Below are 22098 nucleotides of genomic sequence, written 5' to 3'. Positions count from 1 at the left end.
AAACCCAAGGCCTGTTTCTACGTCATTTAGCGTAAAGGCAGTGGCAAGTTACTTGTCTGCCGGCGGCGGGACCGGTCAATCCCTTGCCAGGGGCAGGCGCAGGGTGAAGCAGGCGCCGCCAGCCGGGGCATTGGCTGCCGTGAGGCTGCCGCCGTGGCGCTCGATGATGCCGTAGCTGATGGAAAGGCCCAGACCGGTACCCTGGCCCACGGGCTTGGTGGTGAAGAAGGGTTCGAACAGGCGGGGCATGAGTTCGGCAGGAATGCCCGGGCCGTTGTCGCGGAATTCCAGCAGCGCCGCGCCGTCCTCCTGGCGGCCGCTGATCAGCAGCCGGGGCGCTGCTTCCTGGCCGGCGGCGTCGCAGGCATTCTGCACCAGGTTCATCACCACCTGCTGCAACTGGCCCGGGGAACCCACGCAGTACAGCTCCCGGGGCAGCTCCTGGTCGATGACGAAATGGGCCGGGGCGCTCTTGGCCACCCAGCGTACGGCCCGCTCCACCACCTCGGTGAGATTGACCCGCTCCGGCCGCATCCGGTCCACGGCGGAAAAACGCTTCAGGGCGTCCACGATGTCCCGGGTCCGCTCGGCCCCCTCTATCATGCCTTCGATCAGGGGCGGCATGTCCTGGAGGATGCGGTCTATGCGCAGCTCCTGGCGCCGGGCCGCCAGGTAGGGATCGGCCGCCCGGAGCGGATCGGCATGGACGTCGTCCAGGTAATCCTGAAGCCGGCCGGCGTAGCGCTTCAGGGACAGCACGTTACCCAGCACGAAGGAAATGGGGTTGTTGAGCTCATGGGCGACCCCGGCTACCAGCCGGCCCAGGGAGGCCATCTTTTCCGCATGCAGCAGCTGGCCCTGGGTACGCTTCAGATCCTCGTGGGCCTGGCGCAGCTGCTGGTAGGCCCGGCGCAGTTCCCCCACCGGCCGGCCGGTGACCACCATGCCCATCAGCTTGCCGGTCTGGGAGACCCGGGGGGTGCAGTTGAGGGAGACGGGCATGACGCTGCCGTCCCCGGCGCGCAGGTGCAGCTCGCAGTCATGCACCCCCTCCTGGCCGAACACGGCAAACAGGTGGCGGGCCCGGGCCCGTTCCTCCGGATCGGCGAACAGGTCGAACAAGGAGGTGTCCTTCAGCTCCTGCTCGTCCTTGCCGGAAAATTGCAGGAAGGCCGGATTCACCTCCTGGATGCGGCCGTTGCGGTCGCACACCACCAGGATGTCGGACATGGAGGCGATGATGCTCTCGATGAACTGGTGCGACTCCTCCAGGGCGGCGTTCTTCTCCTCCAGGGCCACTTCGTACTGGAGCAGGTCGTTATAGACCTCGTCCATCTTCTGGATCACCTGGATCCAGGCCTGCTCCCCCATGCTCTCGGGGGCGCCGGGCAGGGGCTCAGAGGCTGGGCTTGTAGTGGACATGGGGTTCCCCGTGCGCACCGTGGGCGTGGTGGTGTTCGGCCTGGAGCGGGATCAGGTTGAGCTGGCCGTGGCGCACGCCCCGTTCCGCCGTGAGGCTGTCGGCAAAGCGGCGCACGGCCCCGGTGGGGCCCTTGAGCACCACCGATTCCAGGCAGTGCTCGTGGTCCAGGTGGGTGTGCAGGGCGGCCACGGTCAGGTCGTGGTGGGCGTGGGAAATTTCCGTGAGCCGCTCTGCCAGGGTGCGCTCATGGTGGTTGTAAACATAGGAGAGGTTGGCGACGCACTGGCCGGCCGCCTCCTCCCGGGCTCGGGCTGCGCCGATGGCGGCGCGGATCAGGTCCCGCACCGCCTCGGAGCGGTTCTGGTAGCCCCGTTCCGCCACCAGGGCGTCGAATTCGGCAGCCAGGGTTTCATCGAGGGAAATGGTGAAGCGTTCCATGGGTATCTGTCCGGGTTAATGCACGGTGCATGCCATGCAGGGGTCGAAGGACCTTACCACGTGTTGCACCAGGGGGGGAGCCTCGGGCCCGGCGGGCAGGCCCTCCAGAGCTTTTTCCAGGGGGCCGGGCTGGTCGCGGCTGTCCCGGGGCGAAAAGTTCCAGGTGGTGGGGGCGATCACCTGGTAGCGGCTGATGCGGCCCCGGCGGAACTCCAGCCAGTGGCCCAGGCTGCCCCGGGCGGCTTCCACCAGGCCGGCCCCCTGGCCTTCGTTGGGCAGGGTCCCGGGGGCGCAGTAGGCTTGTCCCGGCTCCAGGGCCCGGGCCCAGCCTTCCATGGCCGGCAGTACCCGGGCCAGTTCCAGCATGCGGGCGGTGACCCGGGCCAGGATGCTGGCGCCCTGGCGGCGCACCAGTTCCTGCAGCAGGGGCTGGCCGGCCACCAACTGCCGGGCCAGGGCGCCCACTTCCAGGGGCTGGCCGGCATAGCGGGGCGCCTTGCACCAGCTGTAGGCGCCCTCCTTCTCGGCTTCCACCCGGGTCAGGCCGTTGCGCGGATGCAGGGGGCCTTCCTCGTCCACCAGCCAGGCATGGCGGCTATCCTCGCTGATCTGTTCCGGCGCCAGGGGAGTCAGCCCCTGGTCCGGCTGCCAGAAACCGGCCGGGAACAGGGGGGCGCCGTCCTCCGGATAGGCGCCGTGGCTGAGGAAGCGGTCGTAGGCCCGGCCGGTCCGCTCCAGCCCCAGGTCGGCGGCCAGGGCCAGGAAGGCGGGAAAATCCCCCGGCCGGCCGGCAGCCCAGGCCGCCAGGGCGGCGGGGGAATCCAGCCCGGCCAGGGCTTCCAGGCGGTCGCCCAGTAGGGTGGTTTCCAGGAAGGCGCGGCATTCGCGCAACTGGGCCAGGACGCGGATCTTCTCCGACGCCCCCAGGGCCCGGGTGGTGCCCCCGGGCTGCAGGCCCAGGCTGTGGGGCCACTTGCCGGCGAGAAAGCCCATCAGCTTCAACAGCCCGGCCCGGGCCGGCAGAGCCTGGCCGGCGGCACTGCCCCGGAGGGCGGCGAAACGGCTTGCCGTGGCCTCGTACCAGGGCCGCCCGGCGTAGGCCGGATGGGCAAAGTCGGGCATGAAGAACAGGTAGAAGTGGCTCAGGTGGTCGGCCAGGTTTTCCGCCGCCAGGATCAGGTTGGTGGCCCGGGCGCCGTTGGCCGTGGGGCGGATGTCCATGGCCCCGGCCAGGGCGGAGGCGGCGGCCACCGACTGGGAGACGGAACAGATGCCGCAGATGCGCGGCACGATGGCCAGGGCATCCAGGGGCGCCCGGCCCAGGAGCAGCTGTTCGAAGCCCCGGAACAGGGGGGAGTTGACCCGGGCCGCAGCCACCTGTTGCCCGGCATCCAGATCCAGGATCACTTCCAGATCCCCTTCCACCCGGTTGAACGGGCCCAGGATGCGGCGGCTCATTTCAACCCCGTCTTTTTCTGCACCGGCAGCACCCGGGGATGGTCGGCCAGGGCGTTTTCCTTGACCCGGTGCGGAGTGGCCGACTTGGACAGGGCGGCCAGGGCCACGAACCAGGCCTTCGGCATGTCCGTGGGCAGGCCGATGGGAATACCGGCCACCTTGGGGGTTTCCAGGAAGGGATGGCCGGGGTTCTCGAACTCCGGCTCGGTGCAGGCGATGCAGGGATAGCCGCCCTTGAGGCAGGAACCGGCGCCGTTCCAGGGCCGGGTGTTGCAGTCCGCGTGGGCCTGGGTGCCCTTGCAGCCCAGGTTCTCCATCAGGCAGCCCAGGTCCGAGGGCTTTTCCGCGCTGGCCTTGAACTCGTAGAACTCGTTGCGGCTGCAGCCGTGGTGCACCAGCTGGTCGGCGTACAGGCGGGGCCGCCCCAGCTCGTCCAGCTCATCTTCCACCAGGCCGCCCTGGGCCAGGGTTTCCAGGGTATCCACGATCCAGCCCGGGTGGGTGGGGCAGCCGGCAATGTTGATCACCGGCAGGCCGGCGCCGGAGCGGAACTCCCGCCCCAGCAGGCCGCCCTTGCCGTTGCCCTCGTACTGGAGGCCGCAGGCCTCCAGGGGATTGCCCGGGGTGGCGGCCGAGAGACCCCCGTAGGCGGTGCAGGAACCTACCGCCAGCACCCAGCGGGCCCGGGCCGCCAGGCGGGCGACCCAGTCGGTCATGGGCTTGCCGCTGCCGCCCAGCAGGTGGAAGCGGCCGCTGCCGGCGGGGCCCCGCAGCATGGCCCCTTCGATGCAGAGGATGTCGAAGGGCGCCGCGCCGCTGGCGGCATCCTCCAGGATCTGCAGGGCCTCGGGACCGCTGGCCGGGGACAGGCCCGGGTGCCAGAGGAAATCGATGCCGGCCCCGGCCAGTTCGGCAAACAGGGGCCGTTCGTGGCAGAGCAGGGACTGGGTGCAGCCGCCGCAGCCGCCGCTCTGCAGCCAGAGGAGTCGCAGGTTTTGGCTCATGCTTAAGGACGCATCGCAGAGGTGAGAACTAAAAAGTGGAGCGTGGTGAGTGGAGTGTCGAGAGCGGGGTTCCTCTCGACGCTCCACTCTCGACTTTTGCCTGCGCCTTCACTTTGCTTGTTCATGCTTCTTCCTCTTCCACCTCGGCCATCCCGGCCCGGGCCAGGCCGTAGCGCTGGATCTTGTTGCGCAGGCCGACCCGGGACAGCTCCAGCTCCGCTGCCGCCCGGGAAATGTTCCAGCCGTGCCGGATCAGGGTTTCCTGGACCACCCGGGCTTCCAGCCGCTCCATGCGCTCCTTGAGGCCGCCGCTGCCGCCGGCGATGAAGGCCAGCTCCGCCTCTTCGCTGGCCTCGGCGGCGCGCAGCACCCGGGGCGAGAGCTGGTCGGCGCCCAGTTCCTCGCCTTCGGAAAAGGCCAGCAGGCGCAGGATCTCGTTCTGCAGTTCGCGCACGTTGCCGGGCCAGCGCCAGGCGGCCAGGCAGGCCAGGGCCTCGTCGCTGAGCCGGGCGCCGGGCTTGCCCAGGGCCGTGGCGCTGGCTTCCACCAGGCGCCGGGCGAGCAGGGGAATGTCGTCCCGGCGCTGGCGCAGGGGCGGCACGGTGAGGCTCACCGTGGCGAGGCGGTAATAGAGGTCCTCCCGGAAGCGGCCGGCCCGGACTTCCTCCTCCAGATCCCGGTTGGTGGCGGCGATCACCCGCAGATCCACCGACAGGGGCCGGCTGCTGCCCACTGGCCGGAATTCCCCCTCCTGCAGCACCCGCAGCAATTTGACCTGGAAGGCCGGGCTGGTGTCGCCGATCTCGTCCAGGAACAGGGTGCCCCCGTCCGCCTGCTGCAACAGGCCGATGCGATCTTCCACGGCGCCGGTGAAGGCGCCCCGCTTGTGGCCGAACAGTTCCGCTTCCAGCAGGCTGTCGGGCAGGGCGCCGCAGTTTTCCACCACGAAGGGCCGGTTCGCCCGGCGGCTTTCGAAGTGGATGGCCCGGGCCACCATCTCCTTGCCGGTGCCCGACTCGCCGCTGATCAGCACCGAGATGTCGTGGGGGGCCACCTTGCGGATCATCCGGGCCACTTCCTCCAGGGGGCTGCCCGGGGCCCGCAGCAGGCCGTCCAGGCCGAACGCCTGCTTGACCCGGTCGTACTTGGAACTGACCTGGCGTTTCAGCACCGGCGCCGCCGTGCGCAGGTCCAGGGTCAGGCGCTGGTTCTCCTGCTGCAGGCGCCAGACCTCGGCGGCGCTCTTCAGGGTGTGCAACAGTTGTTCCGGCTGCCAGGGCTTCATCAGGTACTGCCAGATGCCCGCTTCGTTGATGCCGGTGATGATGTCCTCCGCATCCGTGTAGCCGGAGAGGATGATGCGGATTGCCTCGGGCCAGCGTTCCCGCACCTGGGCCAGGAACTGCACCCCGGTGGTGCCGGGCATGCGCTGGTCGCAGAGGACGATCTGGATGCCCCCTTGCCCCCCGGCCTCCTGTTCCATCAATTCCAGGGCGGCGTTGGCGGAAGATGCACAAAAGACCCGGAAATCCTCCTCCAGGGTGCGGGCCAGGGCTTCCTGGGAGCGAAGTTCGTCATCCACCACCAGGATGCCGGGAAGCTGTTTATTCAAAATGAATTTCCTTGTCTGGCAATCACTTAGGCAAAAAGCAATAGTTTAGCGATATTAGTCCGAAAGGACCTGTGGCAACGGAGATAAGTGCTACTTTCTATGCCTTTAGTCATGATTTTTCAAAAAAGCTGTGATGTATGCATAAAACACAACTTTGGTCTTATTTTTCATGGGCTTCGAATGCATTACCATGCGCACATCAGGAACCAAGGAGCCCATCATGGCAAAGCAGGCCGCCGTTCGCCGTCCCCGTCCCCAGAAGACGGGTCCCAGGGAGTTCATCGCCGCCGTCCGTCTGCTTGATGGGCGCCGGGAACTGTACCGGATTCCCAACGCCCTGGACGCCGACGACGCCCGCCAGGTGGTTCTGAACCAGGTCTTTGAAGTCGTCAATGTGGTGGTCAGCCCGCGCCACTGGAACTCCTGAAACCGTTCAACAGATCCGGGGCAACTGGTCCCCGGTGAGCCAGTCCACGATGCGCCGCCCCCCCATGGAGGTGGTCATCTGGACGAAATGGTGGGCATCTTCCACCACCGTGCCGAGCACGGCAGCCTCCCGCCCCAGGGCATGGCCCCGCAGGGCCCCCAGCACCTTCTCCACATCCGGTTCGGCGCAGATCAGCACCAGCTTGCCCTCGTTGGCCACGTAAAGGGGGTCCAGCCCCAGGAATTCGCAGGCCGCCGCCACCGCCGGGTTTAGTGGCAATGCCTTCTCCTCGATCAGCATGCCTACCCCCGACTGGCTGGCGATTTCGTTCAGGGTCGTGCCCAGCCCGCCCCGGGTCGGGTCCCGCAGCACCCGGATGTCCGCTCCCGTGGCCAGCACCGCCTCGATCAGCCCATGCAGGGCCGCCGTATCCGAGACGATGGGAGAGGCAAAGCCCAGCCCCTCCCGTTCGCTCATGATCGCCATGCCGTGGTCGCCGATGCTGCCGGACACCAGGATCGCGTCCCCCGGCCTTGCCCGCTGCCCGCCGATACGCCGCCCCGCCTGCAGGGCGCCGACCCCGGTGGTGGTGATGAACACCCCGTCCCCCTTGCCCCGCTCCACCACCTTGGTATCGCCGGTGACGATGGGCACCCCAGCTTTCCGGGCAGCGGCGGCCATGCTCTCGACGATGCGGGCCAGGTCGGCCAGGGCAAAGCCCTCTTCCAGGATGAAAGCGGCCGACAGCCACAGGGGCCGGGCCCCCATCACCGCCACGTCGTTGATGGTGCCATGCACCGCCAGGCAGCCGATGTCGCCGCCGGGAAAGAACAGGGGCGAGACCACGTGGCTGTCGGTGGCCATCACCAGCTGTTCACCGGGGGCCGGGGCGGGCAGCACCGCCCCGTCGTCCCCCTGGTCCAGCCATTCGTTGCCCAGGTGCCGGGCGAACAGCTCGTGGATCAACTGGGCCATGGCCTTGCCGCCGGCCCCGTGCGCCATGTCCACCCGGCCGTGCTTCAGATCCAGGGGACGGACGTATTGCTTGCGGGGTTCGCTCATGCTGCCAGGTCCTTGTAACGGCCGTAGGTGTAATGGGCGGCGCAGGCCCCTTCGGAGGAGACCATGCAGGAGCCCAGGGGGGTTTCCGGGGTGCACACGGTGCCGAATACCTTGCAGTCCCGGGGTTCCTTGACGCCGCGCAGGATGGCGCCGCACTCGCAGGCCTTGTGGTCGGGCACCGGGGTGTAGGGCAGGGGAAAGCGCAGTTCGGCGTCGAAGGCCGCGTATTCGGGGCGCAGTTTGAGGGCGCTGTCGGGCACCGTGCCCAGGCCCCGCCATTCGAATTCGGGGCGCAGTTGGAAGACCTTGGCCACCAGGGCCTGGGCCTTCCGGTTGCCGTCCGGGGTAACGGCCCGGGTGAATTCGTTCTCCACCTCGGCCCGGCCCTGGTTTACCTGGCGCACCAGCATCAGGATCGCCTGCATCATGTCCAGGGGCTCGAAACCGGCGATCACCACCGGCTTGCCGTAGCGCTCCGGCACGAACTCGTAGGGGGCGCTGCCGATCACCGTGGAGACGTGGGCCGGGCCCACCATGCCGTCCAGGGCCACGCCCCCCGCTTTTGCCTCCGGGGATTCGAGAATGCCGATGATGGCCGCCGGGGTGAGCACGTGGCAGCACAGCACCGAGAAATTGGCGAGGCCCAGGGCCCGGGCCTGTTCGATGGCCACGGCCGTGGGCGGCGTGGTGGTCTCGAACCCGATGGCGAAGAACACCACCTGCCGCTCCGGGTGCTTCTGGGCCAGGGCCAGGGCGTCCTGGGTGGAATAGACCATGCGCACGTCGGCGCCCCGGGCCTTGGCCTTCAGGAGCGAGAGACCGTCGGAAGCGGGCACCCGCAGGCAGTCCCCGTAGGTGCAGAGGATCACGCCGTGTTCGAGGGCCATGCGGATCGCCTGGTCCACCCGGCCGATGGGCAGCACGCAGACCGGGCAGCCGGGGCCGTGGATCATGCGCACGTTGGGCGGCAGCAGATCCGTCAGACCGTAGCGGGAGATGGCATGGGTGTGGCCGCCGCAGAATTCCATGAAGCGGTACTCCCGGGCCGGGTCGGCCTCGGCGGCGATGCTGCGGGCGATGTTACGGGCCAGATCCCCGTCCCGGAATTCGTCAATGTATTTCATAAAGTTTTTGTTGGGAGTCGAGAGTGGTGAGTCGAGAGGGGGGCTGCTCTCGACTCACCACTCTCGACTTTCCTTAGCGCCTTTGCGATGGGTTCCGAATTTTTTACTGTCTCTCGCTGGCTGCCAGTTCGGCGAACAGGGCCAGGGTCTTGGCGGCCTCGTCCGGGTCCAGCTTGTTGAGGGCGTAGCCCACGTGCACGATCACGTAATCGCCCACGGCCACGTCGTCCACCAGGGCCAGGGAAATTTCCTTCTGCACCCCGGCGAGGTCCACCAGGGCATTGTCTCCCGCCGTGAGTTCAATCACGCGGGCGGGTATGGCTAGGCACATCAGGGAGTCTCCTTGTGTAATTGTCGGGCGATCCAGGCCTGCCCCAGGGCCAGGCCCCCATCGCCGGCTGGCGCCTGCCGGGGCAGCAGGGGGTGCAGGCCCCGTTGCCGGAGGGACTGTTCCAGGCCCGTGGCCAGCAGTCCGTTCTGCAGGCAGCCGCCGCCCAGGGCGATGCTCTCCAGCCCGGACTTTGCCGCCGCCCAGGCGGCCCACTCGCTCAAGGCCAGGACCAGGGTGGCGTGGAAGCGGGCGGCGCCCCGGGCCGGGTCGGCCTCCTCGGCGAGCCCAAGCAGCAGGGGCGTCAGGTCCAGGCGCTCCTCCTGGATGAGGAAGCCGTTTGCGTCCGGTGCTGCCGGTCCGTGGCGCCAGGCCAGGGCCTCCAGTTCCATGGCGGCCTGGGCCTCGTAGCGGTTCTCGGCGCGCAGGCCCAGGAGGGCGGCGGCGGCGTCGAAGAGGCGGCCCAGGCTGGAGGTGGGCGGGCAGTTCACACCCTTGTCCAGCATGGCGAGGAGCGGCCCCAGGTCCCGGCCGGGAAAGCGCCGGGCCAGCCAGCCGGGCACCCGGTCGGCGGCGCCGGCCCGGTGCAGCAGGGCCACGGCCAGGCGCCAGGGTTCCCGGGCGGCCTTGTCGCCCCCGGGCAGGGCCAGGGGGGCCAGGTGGCCGAGGCGCTGGCAGTCGCTGCCGTGCACCCGCAGCAGCTCACCGCCCCAGAGTCCTCCATCCGGCCCCAGGCCCACCCCGTCCAGGGCCAGGCCCAGCACCGGCCCGGTGACGCCGTGCTCGCAGCAGACGGCGGCGATATGGGCGTGGTGGTGGGCGATGCCGTAGGCGGGCACTCCCAGGCGCTCGGCCAGTTCCAGGGCCAGGCGGGTGGAGGGGAAGTCCGGGTGCAGGTCGTGGGCGACGGCGGCGGGCCGCACTTCCAGGGTGGCGAGCAGATGCGCCACCGTCTCTTCGAGGAAGGTGTAGGTAGCGGCGTTGTCCAGGCTGCCAATGTGCTGGGAGAGAAAGGCCTGGCGACCCCGGGTCAGGCAGACGGCATTCTTCAGCCAGGCTCCCAGGGCCAGCACGTCGGGGCCGTCTGTGGTCAGGGGGATGGCCTCCGGGGTGTAGCCCCGGCCGTGGCGTAGTCGAGAGTGGCTAGTGGAGAGTGGTGAGTGGTGAGTCGTGAGTGGCGAGTGGGGGTTGCTCTCGACTCTCGACTCGCCTCTCACCACTGAATCATCACACCGCACCACGATGTCCCGGTCGTGCAGCCAGTAGGCGTCGGCGATGCCCGCCAGCCGTTCCAGGGCCTCGGCGTTGCCGGTGACCAGGGGTTCGCCCCCCGGGTTGGCACTGGTCATGACCAGCAGCAGTTCCTGGGGTTCGCTGGTCCAGCCGCTGCCGGCGGGACGGCCGGCGGCTTCGTGGAAGAGCAGCCACTGCATGGGGGTGGCGGGCAGCATTACGCCCAGGTGGGCGAGGCCCGGGGCCACGCCGGGGAACCGGGCTTCCGGCTCGGTCTGGGTGGGGAGCAGGACGATGGGTCGGGCCGGGCCTTGCAGCAGCTGCGTCGCGCCTGCGTCGCAACTGGCCCAGCCCGCCAGGGAGGCGAGGTTGGCTGCCAGCAGGGCGAAGGGCTTGGCCTCCCGGTTCTTCCTTTGCCGCAGGCGGGCCACGGCGGCCGGGTTCCGGGCGTCGCAGGCCAGGTGGAAACCGCCCAGCCCCTTCAGGGCCAGGATGCCGCCCTGGCGCAGCAGGGTCAGGGCGCCGGCCACCGGGTCTCCGGGCAGAGGCTGGCCGCTGGCATCCAGCAGGCGGTGGGCCGGGCCACAGTCGGGACAGGCCATGGTTTCCGCGTGGAAGCGCCGGTCGGCCGGATTGCCATATTCAGCGCTGCAGGCCGGGCAGAGGGGAAAGGGGGCGAGGCTGGTGGCGGCGCGGCTGTAGGGCAGCTGCCGGGTCACCGTGTAGCGGGGGCCGCAATGGGTGCAGGCCAGGAGCGGGTAGCGGTAACGGCGGCTGGCCGGGTCGAAGAGTTCGGCCAGGCAGTCGGGGCAAACCCCCAGGTCCGGGCCGATGGCGGTGCTGACCGGGGCGCTCCGGGGGCTTTCGTTCGTGTCGGTTGCGGCGGTGTCCAGGATGCGGAAGTCCCGGTGCGGCTGCCGGGCGGCGTCGGTCGCCTTCAGGCTGTCGATGCGGGCCAGGGCCGGGGCGGCGCCGGGCAGGCGGGTGGCGAAGTCATCCAGCACCGTGGCCGGGCCTTCCAGGTGGATGTCCACCCCGGCGGGGCCGTTCCTGACCCAGCCCGTGAGGCCCAGTTCCCGGGCCAGGTGCCAGACGGCGGGGCGGAACCCCACCCCCTGGACCAGACCCGTGACCAGGAAGCGCCGCGCTTCCTGCAACTCAGGCGCCTTTCAGCTTCGCCAGTTCCGCTTCCAGCTGGCGGATGCGGGCGCCCTTGACCTCGGCCAGGCGCTGGCGCAGCCAGTCCAGCCAGGCGTCGAAGCCCTCTCCCGTGGTGGCGGACAGGGTCAGCACCTCCAGGCGGGGATTGACCCGGCGGGCGTAGGCGATGGCCTGGTCCACGTCGAACTGCACGTAGGGCAGCAGGTCGGTCTTGTTGATCAGCATCAGGCGGGCGGCGTGGAACATGTCCGGGTACTTGAGGGGTTTGTCGGCCCCCTCGGTGACCGAGAGGATCGCCACCTTGGCGGCTTCGCCCAGGTCGAAGGCGGCCGGGCAGACCAGGTTGCCCACGTTCTCGATGAACAGCACCCCGCCCTCGGGTAGGGGGAGCTTTTCCAGGGCGTGGCCCACCATGTGGGCGTCCAGGTGGCAGCCCTTGCCGGTGTTGATCTGTAGGGCGGGGACGCCGGTGGCGCGGATGCGTTCCGCGTCGAAGGCGGTTTCCTGGTCACCCTCGATCACCGCCAGGGGCAGCTCGGCCTTGAGGGCCTCCAGGGTACGGGTGAGCAGGGTGGTCTTGCCGGAGCCGGGGCTGGAGACCAGGTTCAGGGCCAGGATCGCCGTTTCGGCCAGGCGCTGGCGGTTGGCGGCGGCGTACTGGTTGTTCTTGGCCAGGATGTCCTGCTCGATCTGCACCATGCGCGCCTGGCTCAGACCCGGGGCGTGGGCGCGGGCGGCGCCGCTGCCGTAATCCAGGTCGGCCTCCCCGTGCGCGTGGGCCTGGTCGTCATGGCTGTGGCTGTGCCAGGTTCCGTCCTCGTGCTGGTGCCAGTGGCCTTGTCCATCCCCGTGGCTGTGGCCGTGATCGTGGCCATGGTGATGGTGTTCGTGGGCGGTGCCGTGACCATGCTCGTGCTCATGGTCGTGGGGGTGGCTGTGGCGGGTGCCGTCCCCGTGCTGGTGCTCATGCTCGTGGCCCACGGCCTGACCTTCGATCCTGGTTTCGCCGCTGGCGCAGCCGCAGGTTGTACACATGTCCGTCTTCCTTCCGCTCAAACGACTAGTCGATCTCGATTTCCTTGACCCGCATTTCCGTGCCGGCCGTGGGCTGCACCTGACAGCTGCCGCAGCGGGGGCAGATGCCGTAGCGTTCTTCCAGGGGGATGGTGGCGCCGCAGGGCAGGCACCAGCCGGCCCCCTGCACCGGGTGGATCTCCAGGGCGGCGCCTTCCGCCAGACTGCCCCGGGTCACCGCGTCGAAGCAGAAGCGCAGGGCCTCCACCTCGACGCTGGCCAGGGTGCCGATCTCCAGCACCACGGTCTTCACCCGCCGGGCGCCCTCGCGCCGGGCCGTGTCTTCCACCAGTTGCAGCACCCCTTCGGCCAGGGACATTTCGTGCATTCAGTTCTCCGTCCAGTCAATCCCGTAGGGGACGCAGGGGTCCAGGGCCAGGATGGCCAGCTCCAGGGCCCGCCGGGTGGCGCCGGCATCTTCCGGGGCCAGGGCTTGCAGCAGCCGGGTCAGGGGCGCGGCATCGGCGAACAGCCGGTCCGTGGGGGCCCAGATCCGGTAGCAGCCGACCCGGTCGCCGGCTTCCAGTACCGCCTCGTGCAGCAGCAGGCCCCGGGCCGTGCGGGTCAGGCCCAGGCCCTGTCTCCTGTCCGGGCGGGCGGCGCTGCGCAGCGGATAGGGCTGTTCCGTGCCCAGGGCCTGCCAGGCCTCCAGGGCCTGGAGCAGGCGCCGGGCATAGGCTAACCCCGGGCCGGGGGGCGTGGCAATGCGGCGGGAGTTGGCCCCGTCTGCCGCTGCCGTCTCCTGGCCGCTCATCCCGGCGGCCGGGTCCTGGTCGTCGGCCAGCCAGGGGGCCGGGTCCGGCAGGGCGTCGTCGTCGTGGGCAGGCAGGGTGAGTGGGTGCTGCAGCTGGCTCAGGCAGCGGGCGGCCAGGCCTTCGGGGCGGGGCTGGCCCGTGCCCGGGTCCAGGCCCAGGGCCCGTTCGAATAGTTGCCGGGTGGCGGCCGCGAAACTGGCCGGGTCGGCCTGACGGCATTTGCGCCAGATGGCGAAGGCTTCCCGGGGGGCTTCCAGGCCCAGGGCTACGGGCCAGTCCAGCAGTAGACGCCACAGGTGCTCGTGCAGGGCCTCCAGCCACAGGGCCCGGGTGCAGGCAGGAGAAGGTGTCCAGTTGGCCTCGCCCCGGGCGGCGGCCAGGGCGGCGCCAGCAGCCAGGCCCTGGGCCTGGCTGCACAGGCTGTAGAACAGGGGCGCGCTGGCCTGGACCTGGGCGGCTGGCTGGCCCTGAAAGAGCGACGTCACCGCCGGGCGCTGCAGTTCTACCTGGAGAGGCTCCAGCCGCCCGGCGGCCCAGCGGGCCTGGACCCGCAGCGCGCCGGTGTTCACCGGCCCAGCCCCAGGAAGGCCCGCCGGTTCGGGGGCGGCGGCGCGCTCCGGTCTTCCTCGCCGCCTCCTTCGAGCATCAGGGCGGCGAGCACCGCGTAGGCGGTCTGCCGGGCTTCCTCCTGGGCATCGAATTCGGCCGGGGGGGAAAACAGGGAGCAGAGGTGGTAGGTGCCCAGGGCTTCTTCCCTGGCCACGGTGAATTCGTAGTCCCCGGAGGGAAAGTGCCAGGTGTGCTTGGCGCCCGGAGCCGGGTCCGGCCAGGGGGCGCCCGGGGCGGGCAGGAGCAGCAGGTTGATGGCCCAGGGGGTGATCAGCACCCCCAGCCAGTGGCCGCTCTGTTCGTAGCGGCGGAAGGCCACGGCCTCCACTTCCAGCATGGCATTGGCGATGGGCAGCCCTGCCATGCGGGTGGCGGCGATGTGGCGGAAGGCTGCTTCCAGGGCGGGGGCGGGATTCTGGTTCCAGGCCGGGGCGGGCATCTTCAGTCCTGCAGCACCATGAACTTGTGCCGGGGGGCCTCGCACTGGGGGCAGACCCAGTGCCCGGGCAGCTGGGCGAAGGGGGTGCCGGGGGGGATGCCGCCCAGCGCGTCGCCCTGGGCCGGGTCATAGACCCACCAGCAGATGCCGCATTCCAGCCGGTCCCCGGGGGCCAGGCGGCTGGCGTCGCCGCCGTAGGAGCCTTCGAAGCCGTTCATTCGCTCTCCAGCATGGTCAGGTAGTCCCGCAGGCGTTCCAGAGTGTCCTCGAAATCCTCCACGGCGGCCAGGGCCACTTCGGGCATGTCCACCACCTCTATGGTGTTGAGGATCAGGGCGTCCATGGTGTTGAAGTACTGGACCCACCAGACATGGGCAAGCCGGGTGCTGGTGATGCGGCAGTTGCCGTAGCCCCGGGAGAGGATGGAGACCTCCCGGTGGCCGAGCCAGCCGTAGAGGGTGTCCAGGTCCGCCTCGCTCACCGGCAGCAGGGTCAGGTTGATCACGTGGGCCGGCTGGCCGGGCTGGTAGGCGGCGGCCTGGCGGCGCAATTCCTGCACCAGAGCGGGGGCGTTCATGGTGCCCGGCGGATAGGCCGGGGGTTCCAGTTCCCGGCTGCTGGTGGCGGCCATGGCTTCCTCCAGCACTGGCGGCATGGCCCCGGCCTGGAGTCTGTCCTCGATGATGGCGCCCCGTTCATCCAGGCCCAGCACCCGCCACAGGCTGGCAAAGGCGGTTTCCTGGACGCGCCAGTGGCGCGGGGCCACCGTGTAGGCGCTCACTTCGCCGAATCCCAGCAGCTGGCCCAGGGCTTCCCGTTCCGCCGGCGGCAGGGAGGCCAGGTCCTCGCTCACCGTGGCGGCTCGGGCAAAGCCGGCGGCGGCCATGCGGTCCAGGAGGCCATGCAGGCGGGCGGCCACCGCCGTCAGCACGGCGGGGTCGGCCGTCTCGGGCAGGCGCGGCGCGGCGAAGGTGTCCATGCCCTGGGGCATGGGCAGGTAGCAGGGGGTTTCATCCTCCTGGCTGCCGGGGCCCATGGCCACCACGGGAATGGGGAAGCCCCGGGCAAAGGGATGATCGGAAGGCAGGCTCATGGGCAGGTTCCCTGGCTGATGACGGGGATGGAAATGGGTTTGGGCTGGGCCGGGCCGGCCAGCAGGCGCGTCACTTCGGCCTGGTATTCGCCCCAGTCGCGGATGCCGTTCAGGCTGCCCAGGTATTGGCCGTCCCGCAGGAATACCACGGCCGGGGCCCGGGGGGCGCCATAGGCGGGGCCCAGGGCGGCGCTGGCAGCGGGGTCGGCCACCAGGCAGCGGGGCGCCGGGGTCTGGCCTTGCACGGCTTCGGGCAGGATCACGGCGGCATCCAGCACTTCGGGAAAGCGCAGGGGATCGTCGGTCAGGAGCAGCAGGGCCGGGCCTGCCTGAGGCAGATCGCCGGCATCGTGGCAGCGCTGGAAGCCGTGCCGGCTCTCCAGGCGGCGGATCGCCTGCTCCAGCCGTTCCAGGCCGGTGGGGGCGGCGCTCAGGGTGAATTCGGTGACAGGGCTCATGGGCGGTCCTTCTTGAGAAAGTCGGGGAGCTGGGGTTCCCGGTCCACCAGATCGGCGAAGCAGGCGTCCAGGTCGGCGGGACTCAGGGGGGCGCCGGCCTGGAGCCGTTCCAGGGCTTCCAGGGCGGCGTCGATGGCGGCGGCCCGTTCCGGTTCCAGCACCTCCCGGGCCGCGTCCAGGAAGGTCAGGACCCAGCTGCCCGGGGGCTGGGTGCCCACCAGGCGCATGTCTATCCAGGCCTCGCCGTTCCTGCCCCGGCAGCGGGACTGGAATTCGCCGGTTTCGATGACCTGCATGGGGATGCCCAGGCACATCTCAGGACTCCTCCGCCTGGTCGCGGATGTTGAGGAAGCGGGGGTCGCCGACGCGCCAGGCGGCCAGGGCGTCCGGGCGTTGGGCCTCGTAGCAGTCCATGGCCAGGGCCGCATCGCCCAGGTAGGGGGCGGCGGCGCCGTCGGGAATCTCCCCGGGCGCCCGGGCTTGAGGCTGGGCGCCCCAGCGTTCGAGCCACTGCAGGGCCAGCTCCAGGGCGGCGGGAATGCGTGCCTTGACCAGGGGCCGCAGGCTGCCGCCGTAGTCTTCCAGCTCTTCCGGCTGGACGCCTATCAGTACCAGCTCCCGGGGCAGCTGCCCGGTGAATCCGGCGGCGGCGATCACTTCCTGGAAGCCGGTCTGGTGCAGGCTCATCTTCTTGGCGCCCATGAAGCGGGGCACCTGGTCGCCAACCACCTCGCGCAGGGTGCCGGGCGGGTCGCCGTAATCCACGGCATCGAAAACCAGCAGGCAGTCGGCCTCCTGGACGTAGGGGAGCAGGTACAGCCCCTGGGTGCCGCCGTCCATCAGGGTGACCTGGGGCGGCAGTTGCCAGCCCTGGTGCAGGGCCTCGACGCAGCGGACGCCAAAGCCTTCGTCGGCCCAGAGCAGGTTGCCTATGCCCAGGACCAGGATCTTCGGTGCGGCGGGATGGAGTTCAGCGGACATGGGAGCTTCGTGTAACGGGGTCCGTTACATATTCAAGAGCCGTGCCAGGGCGGGGGCAGTCCCGCCGGCCCCGGCCTGGCGGGGGGGGCGGGCGGTGACCGGCTCTGCAGGGGTGGAAAGCAGGTTTGCAGCCGGTGGCTGTTAGCGGGAAGCCCCTTGGCTCCCGGGCTGGGCCGGCAGGTAGCGCCCCACCCCCAGGGCGGTGAAGATGGCCAGGCCCTGGAGCAGGGCGATGCCCACCAGCACCCGGCTTTCCTGGCCCCCGTCCATGAAGGCGCCGAAGATCAGCGGCGCCAGGGCCAGGCCCGCATCCAGACCGGAATAGACGAAGCCGTAGATGCGGCCGTAGGCGGCCTCGCCGAAACGGCCCACGGCGGCCCGGCGCACCAGCAGGTCCCGGGAGGGGCCGGCCACCCCGGTGAGAAAGCCGATGCCCGCCATCAGCACCGGGATGCTCCAGGCGGGCGGCCAGCCCGTGGCCAGCAGCAGGGCCAGCAGGGCGGCGCCACCGAGCATCAGGGCGATGATCCGGTCGTGCTCCCCCTTCTTTGCCAGGAAGCCTCCCAGGGCGATGCCGCCGGCCCCGCCGAGCAGGTAGGCCGAAAGACTGCCGGCCGCCAGGGGCCGGGCCAGGCCGTAGAGGTGTTCGATGATGGGGGCGGCGTAGTTCTGGATGGCCCCGAAGGCGGTGGTGATCAGGAAGAAGAAGGCAAAGCACATCCATACGGGCAGCACGGTGAGGAAGGCCAGGGGATGCTCGCCCTGGGGCGCGGCCTTGCGGCTGTGACCGGGCGGATCGGCGAGCAGGTGGCGGAAGGACAGCAGCAGGCCCAGGGCCAGCACGGCCAGCAGGGCGGCAGCCAGGGCGGCGACACGCCAGCCCGCCAGGGTGGCGATGCCGGTCATGAACACCGGCGCCAGGGCCCAGCCCAGGTTGCCCGACAGGCCATGGACGGAGAAGGCGTGGCCCAGGCGGGGCGAGGAGACGTGCCGGTTGAGCACGGTGAAGTCGGCCGGGTGGAACACCGCGTTGCCCAGGCCGGCCAGGCCCCCGACCAGCAGCAGTACCGGGAAACTGGCCGCCGTGGCCAGCAGCAGGGCGGCGAGGATGAAGCAGGTGATGCCGCCGGCCAGCACCCGGGCTGCCCCCCAGCGATCCACCAGGAAGCCCGCCGCTGCCTGCCCGACCCCGGAGACCACGAAGAACACGGTCATGGTCAGGCCGATGCGGGTGAAGGAGAGCCCGAACTCCCCCATCAGCCAGGGAAACAGGGGCGGCAGGAGCAGGTGGAAGAAGTGGGATACCCCGTGCACGGCACCGATCAGGGTGATCACGGCCAGATCGCGGCGGGGCGGGGTATCCAGGGCGAGGGTGCTCATGGGCAGGGGCGGGCAAGGAAACGGGCTGCCAATTTACGCTTTTAGTCGTATTCAGGCGAGAATTACCCCATGCTCAGTCAATCCTCCTCCCTGCGTCGTTGCGCCACCTGTCAGCGCTGGCAGGGCTGGCGCCGTCCCCTGCCCGGGCAGCCGGACAGTATCGAATACGATCCCGAGCAGGACCGGGGCCTGTGCCAGGGCGGTCCCTGGGACGGGGATAGCCGCAGTGTCCGGAACGCCTGCGGCCGCTGGATGCTGTGGGAGCAGCTGACGCCGGTGGATATTTTCAAGCTCTAGCCCGGGGCGGGCTGTCCGCCCCCGGTGCCGCAGGTCTTGAGGTGGGCGGCCAGGGCTGCATCCTGTTTGGCCGTATGGTCCCGGAACCAGCCCGGCAGTTCTCCGGCCAGGGCCCGGGCCGGCGCCGCCAGACCCTTCTCCAGCAAGCGCCGGGCGCTGGCCAGGGTGGCCAGCAGGCGCTTGTGCTCCTGGATGTGGCTGGCGCTGGCGGGAAAGCGGCTGGCCGCCATCCATTCTTCCTCGGCGGCGAAGTGCTCGATGCTGTGTTGCGCCAGACGGGCAAGGCAGGGGGCCAACTCCCCCTGGCGCAGCGTCGACAATTCTGTCACCAGGTCGACAAATTCCCTGTGCATGGCATCCATGGGCCCATGGCCCAGAACGTAGCGATCTTCCCAATCCATGGCATGACTCCGGTGCCGGGGCGAGTCCCGTGGTGGTGCGAGAAGCAAGCCCCGGGCCTGTTGGCCAGAAACCACGATTTTCCTGTTCGGGGAATTTCTGCGCTGAAGGGGCTGGGGGGCCGGCTTTCCCCCTGGTGGAGTGGTTTTCCTGGCAGCTGTCGGGCTTTTTTGTGAGAAATGACGTTTTACATCAGACAATGAATTCACTTGGTTTGATGTAGATCAGTCTTTCTTTTCATTGAGCCCCCAGAATCTGCCGGTCCGAATATTCCAAGGTCACGGGCTGGACCCGGAGACCCATAAACCGCAGCGGGCGCCTCATTTCTTTTTCTGTTTTCTGGAGAGACTCAGCATGCAGCAGCAGGCACCGACTGAAACCAAGATCGTCATGTCCGATCCCACCGCCCTGGGGGTGTTCGGGCTATCCATGGTCACCTTTGTGGCCGCCTCCGCCAAGATGCACTGGACGGAAGGGGTCACTTACCTCATTCCCTGGGCTCTGTTCCTGGGGTCCATTGCCCAGATCTGGGCTTCCGCCGTGGACTTCAAGAAGAACAACTACTTCGGCTCCATCGTTCTGGGCGCCTACGGTCTGTTCTGGATTGCCGTCGCCATGCACTGGGCCATCAGCCTGGGCTGGCTGGGTGCTTTCGATCCGGCCAAGGCCGACGGCAAGCAGCTGGCTGTGGCCTGCATCGGCTATTTCATTTTCTCCCTGTTCATCATGGTGGCCGCCTTTGAAGCCAACAAGGTGTTCGCCGCCATCCTGGTGTTGATCAACGTCCTGCTGCCTTCCCTGGCCCTGTCCATCCTCGGGGTGCAGCCGGCCCTGTTCGGTAGCCTGGCCGCCTGGTCCGAGCTGGGTATCTCCCTGCTGGGTTTCTACGCCGCCGGCGCCATCTTCCTGAACAACTTCTTCGGCCGCACCATGCTGCCCCTGGGCGCGCCCCTGGGGCTGATTCGCAAGGGTCCGGCCCTGGTGCCTGCCGACAGCAAGCTCAAGGCTGCCGCCTGAGCCTTTCTCCTGTCTCTCCCCTCCCCGCCGCAGGTTCCCTGTGGCAGGGAGGGTCCTGTCTGGCGGGGCTCCGTATGCCCCAATAGCGAGGAGGCGCTCGCAGCATCGCGGCACCGGGAGTGGATGCAGCCCGGGCAGGCCTGTCGCGCGCTTGCCTGCAACAACGCCGGGGAGTCCTTGATGAATCTCAGCCTTAGCCTTCGTTTGGTCCTGGGGGCGTTCCGCCTGGTGTGCACCTTTGTCACGCTGGCGTTGCTCCCCCTGCAGGCCCATGCCGATGATAAGTTTGCCTGGGAAATCGAGTCGGACCTGCACGAAGATTTTGCCCGCGAGGATGTCACGGTCAGTATCGATGGCCGGCGGCATTCCCGTTTGCAGACCCGGCAGGCCCATGAGGCTACCAATGTTCGGGTGCCCTACCGTCCGGGGCCCGGGCCCCACTTCTACGAACTGTCCGGGACGTCCCAGCCTGCCGCCAGAGGCAGGAAAGCCCGCCGGATCACCGGCAAGGGCTGGCTGTATGCCCAGCAGGAACTGGCAGCGGATTTTGCCCGGCTGGCGCCCCTGCCCGTCCTGCAGCGCATCCAGCGTATCCATGAGCAATGGCGGCCGCGCCTGAAAAAGACGGGCGGCGGCGCGTTGGTGACATCGGAGCGCCATGGGGCGGCCTCGGCGGCCAGCATCGCAGCGGCAGAGGCTAGGCTGGGCATGAAGCTGCCCGAGGCATATGTCCAGGCCGTCAGCCAACCCTACATGGCTTACCAGCCGGAGACTGCCGACAGGTCGGCGCGACCCGGGCTGTTTCCTCCCGAGGCCATCGTCAGTGTTTACGAATTCCTGGGAAAACCCAAAGGGGATACCTTGAAAGGTGAGCGCGCTTTCAAGCGGATGCGGCGCCACTTCTTGCTGGCCGGGGATGAAACTGGATTCCTGATTGCCCGGGATGACGTGCCCGATGCGGCTTCACGGGCGGCATCGCCTCTTTTGCAAGAGGTGGGCCTCAACGATGAAACGGCTACTGAGGACAGTGATGCCTACGATTTTTACCCGTTTCACCATCCCGGCAAGCGTCCCTCGACGGTAGGTGCTTTTGTGGAGGCTGCGGCTCTGTCCGAGCTGAAGCGCAGTCTGGCCCGGGCCGGGGTGACACTGCTGGGCGAGGGCAGACTCGTGCGCTTGTGGCGTCTGGAAATGGACGATGAGGCCCTGCTCATGGAGCTCCGCTACATTTCCTACGACGAGGTGGAGACGGATTGAGGGCAGGCGGCCCGGGGGGGGATTTCGGCGCTTCCCCGTCACCTGTCCGGCCCAGTTCCAGGCGGGCCTGGTGCAGGTCCCAGGCGGTTTGCAGGCCGAGCCAGAATTCGGCGGCGAGGCCGAAGCGGAGGGCCAGGCGCAGGGCCGTGTCCGGGGTGAGGCCCCGCTTGCCGCGCACCAGTTCATTGACCCGGCGGCGGGAGATGGCCAGGGTGCGGGCCAGGGCTTCCTGGGAGACCCCCAGGGGGCCGAGAAAGCGGGTCTCAAGAAAACGCCCCGGGTGCATCGGTGTGCGCCCCGGGGCCAAGAGATGATGATCGTTGTACATGGGGCCTTGCGGCGCTCAGTCCTTGAACATGCGCCAGCCGGAAACCATGGTGGAGATCAGCGACTGACGGCTCATGATGTCCTCGCGGATGGCCGCATAGACGTGCAGCAGCACGAAACTCATCATGATCCACATGCCCAGGCGGTGCCAGCTGTGGGTCTGCATGGAGCCGCCCAGCAGGGGCAGGACCCAGCCGAACAGGCTGTCGCTCCAGGAACCCAGGCCGGCGCCTTCCGAGTAGAGGGCGAAGCCGGTGACGAGCATGCCGAAGGCCAGGATGGTGAAAAAGAAGAACATCATCAGCTGGGCCATGGGGTTGTGGCCCACGTACTTTTTCGGGTGCTTTTCCAGGAACAGGTACCAGCGCAGTTCGAACAGCACCTCGCTCCACCAGGCCTTGTTGCTGATGGGCAGCATGAAGATCTGCCTGGCGTGGTGGTTGCCGACAAAGGCCCAGTACACCCGGGCCACCAGGCCGATGGCGAACACGTAGCCGGCGGCGAAGTGGGCGAAGCGGAGGTAGCCGAGCAGGAAGTTGTCGGCGGCTTCCCCGGGCACCGTCGGCAGGGGTTTGCCGATCAGGTAGCCGGTGACGGCCAGCACCACCATGGCGGCGGCGTTGATCCAGTGCCACAGGCGTACCGGGGCTTCATAGACGTAGATCGAGCGTACCTGCCTGCCGTGCCGTTCGGCCTCCAGCATGTCCTGTTGGGATAGCATGGCTTTCTCCTTGGCTGGGGG

At 68.9% G+C, this 22098-nt stretch carries 26 protein-coding genes; 4 read left to right on the top strand and 22 right to left on the bottom strand.

Annotated elements, in window-relative coordinates; translation table 11 throughout:
- Positions 1–75 precede the first annotated feature (75 nt).
- The 5 genes from G474_RS0104360 to G474_RS0104340 all read right to left on the bottom strand — a co-directional run bounded on the left by G474_RS0104360 (position 76) and on the right by G474_RS0104340 (position 5935).
- Entirely contained in the window at positions 76–1422 is a 1347-nt protein-coding gene (locus tag G474_RS0104360; protein ID WP_043463195.1) for a PAS domain-containing sensor histidine kinase, read from the bottom strand.
- Positions 1397–1861: a nickel-responsive transcriptional regulator NikR gene (nikR, locus tag G474_RS0104355; RefSeq protein WP_026685913.1), complete on the bottom strand. Its 465-nt coding sequence runs from the start codon at positions 1859–1861 to the stop codon at positions 1397–1399. The genes G474_RS0104360 and nikR overlap by 26 nt, the downstream gene beginning before the upstream one ends.
- A gap of 15 nt (positions 1862–1876) precedes the next feature.
- Positions 1877–3319, bottom strand: coding sequence for a nickel-dependent hydrogenase large subunit (locus tag G474_RS0104350; protein WP_026685912.1), 1443 nt, complete (start codon positions 3317–3319; stop codon positions 1877–1879).
- Positions 3316–4323, bottom strand: a complete 1008-nt coding sequence (locus tag G474_RS0104345; RefSeq protein WP_245589301.1) for an NADH-quinone oxidoreductase subunit B family protein — start codon at positions 4321–4323, stop codon at positions 3316–3318. The genes G474_RS0104350 and G474_RS0104345 overlap by 4 nt, the downstream gene beginning before the upstream one ends.
- Before the next feature lie 121 nt (positions 4324–4444).
- The gene (locus tag G474_RS0104340; protein WP_026685910.1) at positions 4445–5935 is read right to left on the bottom strand and encodes a sigma-54-dependent transcriptional regulator; all 1491 of its coding nucleotides are present in this window, start codon (positions 5933–5935) and stop codon (positions 4445–4447) included.
- Between the two features lie 220 nt (positions 5936–6155).
- Between G474_RS0104340 and G474_RS0104335 the strand changes: the two genes are divergently transcribed.
- Positions 6156–6362, top strand: coding sequence for a hypothetical protein (locus G474_RS0104335; RefSeq protein ID WP_026685909.1), 207 nt, complete (start codon positions 6156–6158; stop codon positions 6360–6362).
- 6 nt (positions 6363–6368) lie between these two features.
- Here G474_RS0104335 and hypE read toward each other — a convergent pair whose 3' ends face one another.
- The 14 genes from hypE to G474_RS19485 form a co-directional block, all read right to left on the bottom strand.
- Positions 6369–7424, bottom strand: coding sequence for a hydrogenase expression/formation protein HypE (gene hypE, locus G474_RS0104330; protein ID WP_026685908.1), 1056 nt, complete (start codon positions 7422–7424; stop codon positions 6369–6371).
- On the bottom strand, positions 7421–8548 hold the full coding sequence (hypD, locus tag G474_RS0104325) for a hydrogenase formation protein HypD (RefSeq protein ID WP_026685907.1): 1128 nt from the start codon (positions 8546–8548) through the stop codon (positions 7421–7423). Before hypD ends, hypE begins: the two co-directional genes overlap by 4 nt.
- A 103-nt stretch (positions 8549–8651) precedes the next feature.
- Positions 8652–8879, bottom strand: a complete 228-nt coding sequence (locus G474_RS0104320; protein WP_026685906.1) for a HypC/HybG/HupF family hydrogenase formation chaperone — start codon at positions 8877–8879, stop codon at positions 8652–8654.
- Positions 8879–11266 (bottom strand): carbamoyltransferase HypF, encoded by a 2388-nt coding sequence (gene hypF, locus G474_RS0104315; protein ID WP_026685905.1) that lies wholly within the window; start codon positions 11264–11266, stop codon positions 8879–8881. The genes G474_RS0104320 and hypF overlap by 1 nt, the downstream gene beginning before the upstream one ends.
- Before the next feature lies 1 nt (position 11267).
- Entirely contained in the window at positions 11268–12305 is a 1038-nt protein-coding gene (gene hypB / locus G474_RS0104310; RefSeq protein WP_026685904.1) for a hydrogenase nickel incorporation protein HypB, read from the bottom strand.
- 25 nt (positions 12306–12330) lie between these two features.
- On the bottom strand, positions 12331–12672 hold the full coding sequence (hypA, locus tag G474_RS0104305; RefSeq protein WP_026685903.1) for a hydrogenase maturation nickel metallochaperone HypA: 342 nt from the start codon (positions 12670–12672) through the stop codon (positions 12331–12333).
- A complete protein-coding gene (locus G474_RS0104300; protein ID WP_026685902.1) occupies positions 12673–13668 on the bottom strand; it encodes a hypothetical protein in 996 nt (331 codons plus the stop codon). It lies immediately after the preceding gene.
- On the bottom strand, positions 13665–14147 hold the full coding sequence (hybE, locus tag G474_RS19490) for a [NiFe]-hydrogenase assembly chaperone HybE (protein WP_051281832.1): 483 nt from the start codon (positions 14145–14147) through the stop codon (positions 13665–13667). The genes G474_RS0104300 and hybE overlap by 4 nt, the downstream gene beginning before the upstream one ends.
- Positions 14148–14149: 2 nt before the next feature.
- Positions 14150–14365, bottom strand: a complete 216-nt coding sequence (locus G474_RS0104290; RefSeq protein WP_026685901.1) for a rubredoxin — start codon at positions 14363–14365, stop codon at positions 14150–14152.
- Positions 14362–15240, bottom strand: coding sequence for a hydrogenase expression/formation protein (locus G474_RS0104285; protein ID WP_026685900.1), 879 nt, complete (start codon positions 15238–15240; stop codon positions 14362–14364). Before G474_RS0104285 ends, G474_RS0104290 begins: the two co-directional genes overlap by 4 nt.
- The gene (locus G474_RS0104280) at positions 15237–15698 is read right to left on the bottom strand and encodes a thioredoxin domain-containing protein (protein ID WP_026685899.1); all 462 of its coding nucleotides are present in this window, start codon (positions 15696–15698) and stop codon (positions 15237–15239) included. The genes G474_RS0104285 and G474_RS0104280 overlap by 4 nt, the downstream gene beginning before the upstream one ends.
- Positions 15695–16012 (bottom strand): HypC/HybG/HupF family hydrogenase formation chaperone, encoded by a 318-nt coding sequence (locus G474_RS0104275; protein WP_026685898.1) that lies wholly within the window; start codon positions 16010–16012, stop codon positions 15695–15697. Before G474_RS0104275 ends, G474_RS0104280 begins: the two co-directional genes overlap by 4 nt.
- 1 nt (position 16013) lies before the next feature.
- Positions 16014–16679, bottom strand: a complete 666-nt coding sequence (locus tag G474_RS0104270) for a HyaD/HybD family hydrogenase maturation endopeptidase (protein ID WP_026685897.1) — start codon at positions 16677–16679, stop codon at positions 16014–16016.
- A gap of 141 nt (positions 16680–16820) precedes the next feature.
- Entirely contained in the window at positions 16821–18059 is a 1239-nt protein-coding gene (locus tag G474_RS19485) for an MFS transporter (RefSeq protein ID WP_043463191.1), read from the bottom strand.
- A gap of 69 nt (positions 18060–18128) precedes the next feature.
- Between G474_RS19485 and G474_RS0104260 the strand changes: the two genes are divergently transcribed.
- Complete coding sequence (locus tag G474_RS0104260; protein ID WP_026685896.1) at positions 18129–18356, top strand: hypothetical protein; 228 nt, start codon at positions 18129–18131, stop codon at positions 18354–18356.
- On the opposite strand, the gene G474_RS19480 is transcribed toward G474_RS0104260, so the two are convergent.
- Positions 18353–18757 (bottom strand): bacteriohemerythrin, encoded by a 405-nt coding sequence (locus G474_RS19480; RefSeq protein WP_043463189.1) that lies wholly within the window; start codon positions 18755–18757, stop codon positions 18353–18355. The genes G474_RS0104260 and G474_RS19480 overlap by 4 nt on opposite strands.
- A gap of 352 nt (positions 18758–19109) precedes the next feature.
- Here G474_RS19480 and G474_RS0104250 point away from each other — a divergent pair, with 352 nt between their 5' ends.
- Complete coding sequence (locus G474_RS0104250) at positions 19110–19772, top strand: acetate uptake transporter (RefSeq protein ID WP_026685895.1); 663 nt, start codon at positions 19110–19112, stop codon at positions 19770–19772.
- A gap of 123 nt (positions 19773–19895) precedes the next feature.
- On the top strand, positions 19896–21029 hold the full coding sequence (locus G474_RS0104245) for a hypothetical protein (RefSeq protein ID WP_026685894.1): 1134 nt from the start codon (positions 19896–19898) through the stop codon (positions 21027–21029).
- On the opposite strand, the gene G474_RS22400 is transcribed toward G474_RS0104245, so the two are convergent.
- Together G474_RS22400 and cybH are read right to left on the bottom strand one after the other, a co-directional pair.
- On the bottom strand, positions 20983–21357 hold the full coding sequence (locus G474_RS22400) for a HigA family addiction module antitoxin (RefSeq protein ID WP_084513561.1): 375 nt from the start codon (positions 21355–21357) through the stop codon (positions 20983–20985). The genes G474_RS0104245 and G474_RS22400 overlap by 47 nt on opposite strands.
- Before the next feature lie 15 nt (positions 21358–21372).
- A complete protein-coding gene (gene cybH, locus G474_RS0104235) occupies positions 21373–22077 on the bottom strand; it encodes a Ni/Fe-hydrogenase, b-type cytochrome subunit (RefSeq protein ID WP_026685893.1) in 705 nt (234 codons plus the stop codon).
- Positions 22078–22098 lie beyond the last annotated feature (21 nt).

Source organism: Azovibrio restrictus DSM 23866, assembly GCF_000429665.1.
GTDB classification, from domain to species: domain Bacteria; phylum Pseudomonadota; class Gammaproteobacteria; order Burkholderiales; family Rhodocyclaceae; genus Azovibrio; species Azovibrio restrictus.
Note: the sequence above shows the minus strand (reverse complement) of the source record. Positions and strands in the feature narration are given on the sequence as shown.